At 35.0% G+C, this 13,053-nt stretch carries 7 protein-coding genes; 6 read left to right on the forward strand and 1 reads right to left on the reverse strand.

Annotated elements, in window-relative coordinates; translation table 11 throughout:
- Positions 1–7: 7 nt before the first annotated feature.
- Positions 8–3,724, forward strand: a complete 3,717-nt coding sequence (locus DZ858_RS12005) for a metallophosphoesterase (RefSeq protein ID WP_117159909.1) — start codon at positions 8–10, stop codon at positions 3,722–3,724.
- A 22-nt stretch (positions 3,725–3,746) separates the two neighbouring features.
- Positions 3,747–7,421 carry a phosphoesterase gene (locus DZ858_RS12010; RefSeq protein WP_117159910.1) on the forward strand — a complete coding sequence of 1,225 codons (3,675 nt, stop codon included), beginning with the start codon at positions 3,747–3,749 and terminating at the stop codon, positions 7,419–7,421.
- 59 nt (positions 7,422–7,480) lie between these two features.
- Here DZ858_RS12010 and DZ858_RS12015 read toward each other — a convergent pair whose 3' ends face one another.
- On the reverse strand, positions 7,481–7,972 hold the full coding sequence (locus DZ858_RS12015) for a Dps family protein (RefSeq protein WP_117159911.1): 492 nt from the start codon (positions 7,970–7,972) through the stop codon (positions 7,481–7,483).
- A 226-nt stretch (positions 7,973–8,198) separates the two neighbouring features.
- Between DZ858_RS12015 and DZ858_RS12020 the strand changes: the two genes are divergently transcribed.
- Genes DZ858_RS12020 through DZ858_RS12035 form a run of 4 tightly spaced genes read left to right on the forward strand, consistent with a single transcriptional unit; the run spans position 8,199 to position 13,053 of the window.
- Positions 8,199–10,658: an SLBB domain-containing protein gene (locus tag DZ858_RS12020; protein WP_147309597.1), complete on the forward strand. Its 2,460-nt coding sequence runs from the start codon at positions 8,199–8,201 to the stop codon at positions 10,656–10,658.
- Position 10,659: 1 nt separating this feature from the next.
- Entirely contained in the window at positions 10,660–11,766 is a 1,107-nt protein-coding gene (locus DZ858_RS12025) for a GNVR domain-containing protein (protein ID WP_117159913.1), read from the forward strand.
- 31 nt (positions 11,767–11,797) lie between these two features.
- Positions 11,798–12,589 carry a 3'(2'),5'-bisphosphate nucleotidase CysQ gene (cysQ, locus tag DZ858_RS12030; RefSeq protein WP_317124721.1) on the forward strand — a complete coding sequence of 264 codons (792 nt, stop codon included), beginning with the start codon at positions 11,798–11,800 and terminating at the stop codon, positions 12,587–12,589.
- A 5-nt stretch (positions 12,590–12,594) separates the two neighbouring features.
- A complete protein-coding gene (locus DZ858_RS12035; protein ID WP_117159914.1) occupies positions 12,595–13,053 on the forward strand; it encodes a DUF2061 domain-containing protein in 459 nt (152 codons plus the stop codon).

Below are 13,053 nucleotides of genomic sequence, written 5' to 3' on the forward strand. Positions count from 1 at the left end.
ATTGTGTATGCGTTTCAAAAAGAACCTTCTTTTTTTAATTTTAATAACTATAGTAAGTGCCTGTGCTACTTATGAATCACAGTATAAAAATCCGGAAGAAAAGCCTTCTTTTCCAACAGATAAAAAAATAGAACGTACTTTTTACTTAGTGGGTGACGCAGGGATTTCACCGTTAAATAGAATGAGTGATGGTCTTACTATTTTCAATAATTACATTAAGAAAAACCCAACTAAGGCTAGTGATCATGCTATTTTTTTAGGGGATAATATTTACGATGATGGCATGCCGGCAGAAGGGCATCCCAACAGGGAGATTAGTGAATATTATATGGACAACCAGTTTAAAGCATTAGAAGACTTTAAGGGGCAAACCTATATTATTCCTGGAAATCATGAATATTATTCTGGAGGATTAATTGGTCTTAAGCGAGAACAAGAATACGTTCAAAAACATTTAGATTCTCTAGCTTTTCAACCTACAGGAGGATGCCCATTAATAAACTTTTCAGTATCAGAAAATGTTGAATTATTAATTATTGATTCACAATGGTATCTTGAAGACTGGAATAGCGACCCAGATTTTAATAAAAACTGTGAAATTAAAACGCGGGAAAAACTCTTTATTGAAATAGCCAATGAGCTTGAAAAAAATAAAAATAAAACGGTTCTTTTTGCGATGCACCACCCTATGTTTACAAATGGTACACATGGGGGTTATTTTGCTTTAGAAAAACATTTGTATCCTACACAAAGTAAGTTTCCCCTACCTATATTATCATCTTTAGTGGTGCAAATACGTTCCCAGGGTGGAGTTTCGGTTCAAGATAGGTATAATGAGCTTTATAATAAGCTAATGAATCGGTTGGCCTCTTTGGCTAAAAAGCATGGTCGAGTGGTTTTTACCTCAGGGCATGAACATACACTTCAACACGTAGAAAAAGAAGGATTGGTACAAATACTTTCAGGTTCTGGAGGTAAATCTTCATACGCAGCTTTAGGGCAGAATGGTGTTTTTAGTTATGGAGGCCAAGGTTTTGCCGTTTTTGATGTCTTTGAAGATGGCTCTTCCTTTGTAAAATATTATGGTGGAACGAAAGACAATCAACCAAAACTTTTATTTCAAAAAGAAATATTTCCTTCAAATAAAACATACCCGGTCTCTGTACTGCCTAATAATTATGAACCTACCAAAGAAGTTGCTATATATGAGCAAGATAGTGTTAGTGAGGCATTGTTTTTTAAAACCATTTGGGGAGGTAAATACAAAGATGCTTATACTAATAAAGTAACTGCAAAAATCACATCATTAGACACGCTTTATGGTGGGCTAGAAGTAATACGAGAAACAGAGAATGAAGAGTATAATGCTTTAATTTTAGAAGATACCAAAGGGAATAGGTATCGCATGCGGGCTATGAAAAAGAACGCTTTAGAATTTTCCCAAAAAGTAGTTTTTGAAGAAGATACAGAGACGCAAGAAATAGATAAAGAAGATTCAAAAGTTACACCTAAAAATACATTGGGAGTAGATTTTTATACAGCAACGCATCCATATGCACCACTTACTCTTCCTACTTTGGCAAAGGCTGCAAGGATTTTCCATAATCAAACAGAACTCTTTTATATACCCAAGCAAGAACAATTGGGCGTTTACAATGAAAATTTTGGGGATGCCCTTTATTTACTTACAACAGAACCTGCAGAAAGTGGTAAAGGTGAGCCTCTTTTTGAGTATCCGGACGATATCGAAACAGCAGATGATATCCTTATAAAACTTCGAAGAGGTCGTGAAGTATCAATAGATGAAGAAAACTTTATTCGTTCTCGACTATTTGATATGCTAGTGGGAGATTGGGATAGAGAACCCGGGCACTGGCGATGGGCAGAATATTTACGTCAAGATAGTGTAAATGTTTTTGTCCCCATTCCCAGAAATAGGGATGATGCTTTTTCTAGTTTTGAAGGGAACGTGCTTGATATTGCAAGATCTATTTTTGGTAGAACTTATGAAAAACAGGTGTACAGTGAAAACCTGCGAGACATACGATGGTTTAATAAAGAAGGGATTATTTTAGATCGTGCTCTTCTAAAAAAATCTGGACGGGAAGATTGGATTAATGCGGCAAAAAACTTACAAAACTCAATTTCTGACTCTATTATTGACATGGCTTTTTCAACTATCCCTGAAAGTGTTAACGATAAATCATTACAAGATATAATAACTGTTTTAAAAGGCCGAAGAGATAATCTTGAAAGCATTGCTGATAGATATTATTCATATTTAGCAAAGCTTCAAACCATTGAAGGTACCAATAAAAAAGATTTCTTTCAGGTTACGAGGTTAGCCGATGGCAAAACAAATGTAAGAACCTATAATTTTCCATCAGATGATAGGGGAATGTTAGTGGCGGATCGTACTTTTTTAGCTTCAGAAACAAATCAGATTTGGATTTACGGTTTGGATGAAGAAGATATTTTTGAAGTGACCGGAACGGGCGATAACCCAATATTTGTACGGTTAATTGGTGGTCACGGCAATGATGTCTATAGGTTAGTTGAAGGAAAAAGAGTAAAAGTGTATGATCACGAAAGTAAAGAAAACACCGTTGAGGTTAAAAATGGAGGTAATTTACGACTTACCGATGTATATACTTTAAATACGTACGATTATCGGAAAAATATTCAAAACACACATGCGTATGCCGCTGCATTTGGTTATAACCCAGACGATGGTTATAGAGCTGGATTACAGTATGTTTACCAAGTAAATGGCTTTCAGGAAAACCCTTTTTCACGTCGGCACAGTTTAAATATTGGTTATTATTTTGACAGCGATAGTTTTGATATAAGTTACGAAGGAGAAATAGCCAATATTAGAAATACATTAAATTTAAGTTTTGGTGGTCGTTTTACAAGTCCTACTTATGTGGTAAATTATTTTGGTTACGGAAATGAGACCATTAACCCAGAAGACGATTTAGGCTATAATTATAACAGAGTACAAGTACAAACGCTTATGGCAAAAGCAGGTTTGCTACGTAACTCAAACTTTGGTAGCTTTTTTAAAGTTCAAGGTAAGTTTGAAGCTATTCGTGTAAATAACGATATACCAGGTTTAGCCAATATTAGCAGAATAGATAAAACTGAAAACTTCGATCCATATGGTACTCTTGAAGGTATCTATAACTACCGAAGTTTTGATAATCCTAGAAACCCAACTATTGGGATGATGTTTGACCTTAATACAGGGGTAACAGGTAATTTTGATAACTTAAAAAGGGTATTCGGGTATTTAAAAACCCGACTCGGTTTCTACAATAGCTTAACTACCAATAAAAAATGGGTGTTAAAAACCAATGTCCGTGCAAAGTTTAACTTCGGAAGTCAGTTCGAGTTTTTCCAAGGTATTAATTTAGGTGCAAATAGTGGTCTTCGTGGATTTAGGGAAGAACGTTTTACAGGAAAATCTTCGTTAGTAGGAAGTGCCGATGTTCGATATAGCTTCAATGAATTCAAAATAGGTTTAATACCTCTGCAAATAGGTCTTTACGGCGGGGCCGACTTAGGTCGTGTATGGACACCTGAATTTGATTCAGAAAAATGGCATAACTCATATGGTGGCGGTTTATGGATAAACGGTAGCGGTGGTTTAACTGGTTCAGCTAGCCTATTTCACTCTGTAGAAGGATCTCGCTTAGTTTTCGGGCTTGGATTTGACTTTTAAGAAACACTCCTAAATTTATTACATGAAATTAAAGCTCCTCTACTTATCAATACTATTTTTTTTGATTTTAGCCTCCTGTGCTACATCAAAACTACAAACAACATTAGATAGAACAATTGACGCTACTTTTAATAAAGAAGAAGTTGTAAACACCATCTATATAACAGGAAATGCCGCTGAAAAAAGTGAAACAACTTTATCTGTTTTAACTGAAATAATTGCGAATAGTTCTTCTAAAGAAAAAAGTCTTCTTTTTATGGGGGACAACATAGATGTTGAAGAAGGTGAGGAAGAAAAACTTAAAAAGCAGCTCGATTCTCAAATTCGTGTAGCAAAAACTACAGGCACCATCCCTTATTTTTTACCAGGAAATTACGAATGGGATTTTAATAAAACAAAAGGACTTGAAACCATTGAAGATTATTTAAAAGAAAATTTTGAAGATGGCGATATACTAACCCCTAATAACGGTTGTCCTTTAGAGAGCATCGAGCTTTCAGAAAACATTCAATTAATAGCTGTGGATAGCCAATGGTATATTGAAGATTGGGACAAGAATCCCAGAATGAACGATAAATGCCAAATTAAAACACGTGAAAAACTCTTTCTTGAAATTGCAGGCGAAATAAAGAAAAGTGCTAATAAAATAATCATTTTTGCTATGCACCACCCTATGTTCACAAATGGTTTTCATGGAGGGCGGTTTTCGTTTCGGGACCATATTTTTCCATTGCAAGGTAACATTCCGTTGCCGGGTGTAGGAACCCTCATTACTGAAATTCGTTCTCAAGGAGGTGTATCAAAGCAAAACCGCTTTAATTATCGGTATAAACAATTAATGAACGAGCTTGAAATAGTATTGAATAAGCCCGACCACCGTATTCTAATGGTTTCTGGACACGAGGAAAACCTTCAATATATTGAGCAAGGAAATTTCAAACAATTAGTCAGTGGTGCCGCATCTAGTACTAAGCCAGTGTCATTAAGTGATAATGGTATTTTTTCATACGGAAAGCAAGGCTTCGCTTCAGTTGAAATAACAAATAAAGGGAGTGTTTGGGTTTCTTTTTATGCTTCGGAAGAAAAAAAAGATTCATCAAATCTATTATTCAGAAGAAAAATATTTCAAGCTGTTGAAGAACCAGAAACCGAACCGTTTCCGAAAGAATATCCACAAACCTACACCGCTTCAGTTTATGATATTGAAAAAGTAGAAAAATCTGATTACTTCAAGTCCTTTTGGGGAAAGCATTATCGTGAGGTGTATGGAACAAAAGTTACAGCTCCAACTGCTTTACTAGACACCTTGTATGGAGGATTGGAAGTGGTAAGGCCGGGAGGCGGACATCAAACACGCTCATTGCGGATAGTAACAAAAGATGGCAAAGAATATAATATGCGCGCCCTTAAAAAAAGTGCCGTTCAGCTGTTGGAAACAACAACCTTTAACGGAATTGATGCTGAGAAATACTTCAGCAATACTGTACCTGAAGACTTAATCCTAGATTTTTATACAGCGGCGCATCCATACGGCGCTTTTGCAATTCCGAAATTAGCCAAAGCGGCAGGTGTATATTACACCACGCCAGAACTCTATTATGTGCCCAAACAGCAGCGTTTAGGAAAATATAATAAAGACTATGGTGATCAGCTATATATGATCGTAGAACGCCCTGCAAAAGAATATGAAAACCGTAAAAGTTTTGGGTATCCCGATAATGTGGAAAGTACAGACGATTTATTGGAAAAACTTAGGGAAGACGAGGATCATACGTTAGACGAAGCAACTTATATTCGAGCACGTATTTTTGATATGTTGATAGGCGATTGGGACAGACATAGCGATCAATGGCGTTGGGCAGAGTTTGAAGATGAGGATGGGAAGTTACAGTTTATACCCATTCCACGAGATCGAGATCAGGTTTTTGCCAATTTTGACGGTAGCTTTTTAAACTTACTTAGAAAATTATCTGGTTCGGTTAATCAGTTTGGTATTTATGACGAAGATATAAAGGATGTTAGTTGGTTTAATGCAGCAGGCTCAAAGTTAGACCGTGCCCTTATTAAACGAAGTGATAAGTCAACTTGGATTGAAGAAGCTAAAAAAATGCAGCAAGCAATTGACGAAGAAATCTTAGATAAAGCTTTTAAAGATCTTCCAGTCGAAGTACAAGACACTACCAGTAATGAGATAAAAACATCATTTCTAAAAAGGAAAGAAAACCTTGTAAATATTGTAGAACGCTATTACAATGAGTTTATAAAGTTTCAAATGCTAACAGGGACCGATAAAGACGACCATTTTGTTATAAACCGTGAGCCCAATGGAAAAACACGAATAACCGCCTACAGAATTAAAGATGGAGAAAAAGGCGATGTATTATTTGATAAAGTTTTTAGCTCAGAAGAAACAGAAGAGGTTTGGTTATATGGATTAGATGACGACGATATTTTTGAAGTGAACGGAACTGCAGATGATGCTATTTTAATACGATTAGTAGGAGGACAAGAGGATGATGTTTATAACATTTCCGAAGGAAAAAAAATTGTAGTGTATGATAATAAGGATGATAAAGTTGAAATAAAAAACAAAGGTGGAGCCAGGTTTAAAATCACTAATATTTATGAAGCGAATAGCTATGATTATAAAAAGAAAAAGTCTTCGGCCAGTACCGTTAGTCTAGAAACGCTATACAATAACGATACGGGGGTTTCTTTAAAAGCTTCTTATACCAGTGATAAGCTCAATTTTATAAAAAACCCGTACAGTAAGAGAACGAATGTTTCCCTTGATTATAATTTTCAAACGACAGGGTTTGATGTTGACTTTTTAAAAGGGTTTGCAGCGGTACTTAATGATTTTAATTTTGTAATAGATGGTAGGTATACCTCTTTAGATTATACTGAAAACTTTTTTGGTTTCGGAAATGAAACGATTAACCCTGAAGATGAGTTGGGGTTAAGCTATAACCGTATCCAAATGGAACGAATTCACGGCGGATTAGCCCTTGAAAAAGAAACAGATTACGGAAGCTTTTTTCAATTAAAACTGAATGTGAATACATTGAAATTAATCGAAAACGAAAGTAACTTTTTGTTTGACGAAACACCGGAAGAATATACCTTACGGTCATATTTTGCTATACCAGAACTCACTTATACGTATAAAAATTATGATGCAAATTATTTCCCTACCAAGGGAATGTTTTTCTCAACCACAGTAGGAGGTATTGATAATTTGAAATCGAATAATATTACTGGCTTTTTAAAGTCTTCCGTTTTGTTTTATAATTCACTATTAAGTAATAACAGGCTTGTTTTGGAAACTGGTGCTTCTACACATTTGCAAGTGGGAGACAGGCCTGAATTTTATCAAACGGCTACTTTAGGTGCCCAAACAGGATTGAGGGGATACCGAGAAGGTAGATTTAAAGGCTTTAATAGCTTTTTAGGAAAAGGAGACTTGTTATATACATTTCAACCAATAAAAACAACTTTATTCCCTTTAACCGTTAGAATACGTGGCGGGTATAATATAGGTCGTGTTTGGATAAAAAGAGACACTTCAGAAAAATGGTACGATGCCTACGGAGGTGGGTTTGATGTTCTGTGGACGAATGCCATAGTAGGTAGTTTTACGGCATTTAAAGGAGAAGAAGGTACTCGCTTATCTTTTGGCTTAAAAATTAGCTATTAAACTTTAAAAAATAAAAAGCCCGCATTAGCGGGCTTAACAAAAATTGTTAATACAATTTATTATGCTTCAGGATGTGTATCACTAGATTTCATAGACCAAGCGTCTAACATCCAACTAATTTTTTCAATATCGGCAATATAACCACCAATTAAATCAATAGTTCCTTCGTCACCTGCTTTATCAGCTTTGTCAATCACATTACGCATTTGATTTAATATTTTACCGTGATCATCTAAAAGAATTTTCACCATTTTAGCATCTTCAGTACGAGAAGGCGATTCTTTAAGGTTTGACATTTCGAGGTAATCGGTATAATTGCTTATTGGCTGAAACCGAAGGGTAAGGATACGTTCAGCAATTTCATCTACTTTTAGCTTAGCATCATCGTACATTTCTTCAAACTTTTCATGAAGATCAAAAAAGTTTTTACCTACTATATTCCAGTGAAAATTGCGAAGTTTTTGATAATACAAATGATAATCTGCCAACAGTACGTTTAACTCTTTTGCAGTCGTGGTTGTTTTTTCTTTATCTAAGTTTAAGTAGCTCATGGTGTTTTCTTTTTTTTGTTTTATACAAATTTAAACAGTAAGGCCTTTGTGACCAATATTTACAATGGGTTTAGTTTTTTTTTAACGTTGATATTTATGGTATTAAGTAATCAACTTAGCAACTTTCAATTAAAATTATAAATGCAATAATCTCTTTAAAGAATTGTTATATTTGCGCGTTCATAAAACAAGGATTATATTGGATTATAAATATTTAGCGATAAAAATGAATTTTAGCATAAAAGGAATTATACTATTTTTCCTATTTACACTGTGTTTAACAACAGTTGATGTGGTTGCACAAAACACGCCATCTCCTTCTTCTTTACTATCCACAGATGTAGAGAATCTTAGCGATGAGCAAATACAATCGTATTGGGAGCAGGCAAAAGCACAGGGTTATACCATGGAGCAGATAAAGGCTATTGCTACTGCCAAAGGGGTTTCGCCTACCAAAATTGCCCAATTAGAACGACGGTTAAATGAAATGGGGTCATCCAGCAACGCATTAGAAGGAGAACAGATTGATACCTCCTTAGAATTAGAAAAAAGCCAAGAAAAGGTAGGTTTTTCAGGTAATGAAGTTAAAGAAGGCGTAACCAAAGATCCACTTTTTGGATACGATTTTTTCAACAACCAAAACATATCTTTTACACCTAATATGAATTTGGCAACCCCAGCGAATTATGAATTAGGACCGGGCGATGAGATTTCAATAAATTTATGGGGCGCAGCCGAAAATACTTACAATGTTGAGGTTGATAGAGAGGGTGCCGTGCGTATTTCAAACATTGGTCCTATCTATGTAAGTGGTCTCACTATGGAAGAGGCTTCTGGTAAAATTAAAGGAAAACTAAAACGAATCTACTCTGGTATCAATGCTTCAGATAACAGCTCATACAAAGTTTTTCTTAGTGTTTCGCTAATTAATGTAAGAACTGTTCAAGTAAATATTATAGGAGAAGTAAAAGTGCCAGGCACCTATTCATTAAGTGCTCTGTCAACAGTTTTAAATGCATTGTACGCTTCTGGAGGCCCAACTAAGCAAGGTACTTTTAGAGAAATTAAATTGGTTCGAAACGGGGATGAAATAATCTATTTTGATATTTATGATTATTTAATAAATGGATCGCAAGTTGGCAATAAAACATTGCAAGACCAAGATGTAATAATTATATCCCCATATATTTCAAGAGTAAAAATAAATGGTAGCGTTAAACGAACGGGAACATACGAATTAAAGCCAGGAGAAACATTAACTGATCTTTTAAAATTTACAGGAGGTTTTACTTCTAATGCCTATAAAGAACGAGTTGTTTTAGAGCGAATTGAAGGTGATCGAAGGGTTGTAAAAGAAATATTGGTTGATAAAGAAAGCGAAACACCTCTACAAGACGGGGATGTGCTTACTGTAAATGAAATTATAGATAAATTTGAAAACAGAATCACCATTCAAGGGGCTGTGTACCGTCCCGGAAGTTATGAGTTTACCGAAAACACGACTGTTAAAGATTTAATTAAGAAAGCAGCAGGTGTAAATGAAAAAGCTTTTATGGAGCGAGGATTACTTTTTAGAACAGAGGATGGCGTCAGGGAATCGGTAACTCCTTTTTCTGTTTCTGAAGTACTTTCAGGTTCAAAAAATATACAACTACAACCTGATGACAGGATACAAATTTTTAATAAATACGATCTTGCCGAAAGCTATAAATTAACTATTGATGGAGCTGTAAATGCACCAGTAAGTATTCCTTATGTGGATAACATGACTGTAGAGGACCTAGTTTTATTGGGCGGTGGTTTTACAGACGGAGCCAACGAAAATAAAATTGATATTTACAGACGTATAGATGATGATTCGTATGAAACCTTAAGTGAAAATTTTAAAGTTTCAGCAAATGGAAACCTAACACTAGAAGATGGGTCAAATTTTATTTTGCAACCTAATGATCGAGTTTCTGTTAGGTATTTAAGAGGCTTTTCTGAACAAATAAAAGTATCTGTTTCCGGAGAGGCTAATTACCCTGGAAGTTATACCATTGAAAATAAAGAAGAAAAAATATCAGACCTATTGCAACGCGCTGGAGGTGTAACACAATATGCATTTGTGGATGGAGCTACTTTGATTCGGTTAAACCCTTTTTTCAAAGAAGAAACTCAAAAAGAAACTTTTGAGGGATTAATAGAAAAAGAGGAAGTGACCGGGAAAGAAGATACTACTGGCACTGAAGATGAAACTCTTAAAAACCGAAAAGAATTCAGGGTAGGGATTGATCTTCAAAAAATAATAAATGATACCGATTCTAAACAAAATTTAGTACTTAAAAGTGGCGACAGGCTAATTATTCCCTCAACTAAACAAACTGTTAAAGTGGAGGGTGAAATATTGGTGCCTTCTTTGGTTCGTTTTGAGAAGGGCATGACCTTAAAAGATTATATAAGTAAATCTGGCGGGTTTTCATCAGACGCCAAAAAGGGTAAAACTTATGTGGTATATGCTAATGGTGATATAGCTTCAACAAAGCACTTTTTGTTTTTTAGAAGTTTTCCAAAATTAGAACCTGGAGCAGCAATTTTAGTGCCTGCTAAGTCAGAGACCAGAAATAAATTATCTGCCCAAGAAGTAATAGGTATTAGTACTGGTCTTACAACTTTTGGACTTTTAATAGATAGATTGTTACAATAAGATGGATAAGGAAAAAGCTGTTAAAGAAGATTACATAAGCCTTTTAGCTGTTATAAAAAAGCTTTGGAAACGCCGTAGGTTATTGATAAAGATAGTAATTATATTTTTTGTCATAGGTGTTTTTGTGGCTATGTTCTCTCCAAAGGAATATAACTCTGGAGTAAAGTTTTTGTCTCAAACATCTAACTCCACGGGTGCCGGAAGCAGGTTGAGTGGTATAGCTGCACTTGTAGGTATTAATATTAACTCAGGTCTTGAAAATGGTGAGATACCTACCAATATTTACCCTAAGATAGTGAACAGCTTACCTTTTCAAAGAAAATTAATGAATACAGAACTTTCATTTAAAGGGATTGACACCACTGTAACCTTTACAGAATATTATACAAAAATAGCTAAACCTGATGCAGTTTCTTTAGTGAAAAAATATACCATAGGTCTTCCTGGGACGATACTAAAAGGTATAAGTGGAAAAGAAGAAAATGACAAAGTCATTAACAACCGCCTTAATGACTCTTTGATTTTCATAAGTAAAAGTGAAGAAAATCTTCAAAAAAAACTTAAAGAAAAAGTATTGTTTTCTTTAGATGAAACAGATGGAGTTATATCCATTTCTGTAAGTATGCCAGAGCCTATACCTGCGGCGCAAATGGCAAAGAGTGCTCAAGAGTTATTGCAAAAAGCGATTATCACATATCGAAATAGTAAAGCGAAAGACCAATTGGGTTTTATAGAAGGACAGTACGAAGTCCAAAAAGAAAATTATCAAAAAGCACAAACTAGACTTGCAAATTATAAAGATCGGAATCTTTTCAATACAACCGAAACATCTCGTATTGAATTAAGTAGGTTGCAATCTGATTATGACCTTGCCTATTCTGTTTATTCAGAACTGGAACGACAACAAGTAGCACAAAACATACAAGTAAAGAAGGATACCCCGATTTTCACCATTTTAAATCCAGCAACGGTGCCTACAGACCCCATTGCACCTAATAGAATAAAGATTGTCTTGATAGCCTTGTTTTTAGGTGTCTTTTTGGCTATTGTAGTTGGTCTAGTAATAGACTTTGTAAGTGGTTTTAAAACCAAATGGAGTACAATCTAAAACAATAACAACCTATTTAAACCCAATTATCTTGAAACTTATCGACCTAGCCATTCAAGCTTCAATAGAAGCCGGTAAAAAAATTATGGATATTTATGCTTCAGATTTTGAAGTAGAAACCAAAGCGGATGAATCACCTCTTACTATTGCAGATAAACGTGCAAATGATGTGATTATTTCTTACTTAAAGCAAACTAATATTCCCATTATTAGTGAAGAAAATAAACAGACAGATTTTTCTGAGCGTAAACAATGGGATCAATGTTGGATTGTAGATCCGCTAGACGGCACTAAAGAGTTTGTAAAACGAAACGGGGAGTTTACAGTAAATATAGCCTTGGTTAAAAATGGAACACCTATTCTGGGAGTTATTTATGTGCCCGATTTTAAAACACTTTATTTTTCTGAAGTAGAAACCAAAAAAGCTTTTAAAGCAAAGCTGAAAAGCCACACTGTAACTTTAGATAAAATTTATGATACCGTTTCTGAAATTAAACCAGTTAAAGGTCAAGACAAAGCTCGTATTGTAGGAAGCAGGTCCCATTTGAACGAAGAAACACAAAAATTCATTGATACTATTTCAGAAAATGAAGAAGTAGAAATTGTTTCGAAAGGAAGTTCTCTTAAATTTTGTTTGGTTGCAGAAGGAAAAGCCGATTTATACCCTCGTTATGCTCCAACTATGGAGTGGGATACAGCTGCTGGACATGCTATTTGCCTAGCCGTAGGTGTAACAGTAACAGCCTTACCTGCCAATACACCATTGCAGTACAACAAGGATAACCTGTTAAATCCATGGTTTTTGGTGTCTAACCGAGACTAGACCTTATGGCAACCTATAAACAAGAGTCACATTACAGGAGTATTTTAAAAGGTATTTCTTGGCGCTGCATCGCAACAGCCGATACTATTTTAGTCGTATTGTTAATTACTTGCCTCAATGGTAATTGTAGTATAGACAGTGCTATAAAAATTGGTTTTTTCGAGTTCTTTATAAAATTGGCTGTTTATTACGTTCATGAAAGAATTTGGCAAAAAGTATTACTTGGGAAAGAAGTACACCCACGGCAAACGCTGTATAAAACCATTTCTTGGCGTATTATAGCAACGACGGGAACATTTATAATTTCAGGTATTGTTTTGGATGCTTTTGATGAAATAGCATTATATGTAGCGCTAACTGAACTAGTTTCTAAATTTATATTGTATTACATACATGAACGTATATGGTTACGGTTGCCATTAGGAAAGATTAGAAATTTCTTTTTAGGAAAAAAACAGAAATAA

This window comes from Marixanthomonas ophiurae, from assembly GCF_003413745.1.
Classification (GTDB): Bacteria; Bacteroidota; Bacteroidia; order Flavobacteriales; family Flavobacteriaceae; genus Marixanthomonas; species Marixanthomonas ophiurae.

Coding starts and splice junctions, on each gene's coding strand:
- DZ858_RS12025 (WP_117159913.1), top strand. CDS start 10,660: ATGGATAAGGAAAAAGCTGTTAAAGAAGATTACATAAGCCTTTTAGCT.
- DZ858_RS12035 (WP_117159914.1), top strand. CDS start 12,595: ATGGCAACCTATAAACAAGAGTCACATTACAGGAGTATTTTAAAAGGT.
- DZ858_RS12005 (WP_117159909.1), top strand. CDS start 8: ATGCGTTTCAAAAAGAACCTTCTTTTTTTAATTTTAATAACTATAGTA.
- DZ858_RS12020 (WP_147309597.1), top strand. CDS start 8,199: ATGAATTTTAGCATAAAAGGAATTATACTATTTTTCCTATTTACACTG.
- DZ858_RS12015 (WP_117159911.1), bottom strand. CDS start 7,972: ATGAGCTACTTAAACTTAGATAAAGAAAAAACAACCACGACTGCAAAA.
- DZ858_RS12010 (WP_117159910.1), top strand. CDS start 3,747: ATGAAATTAAAGCTCCTCTACTTATCAATACTATTTTTTTTGATTTTA.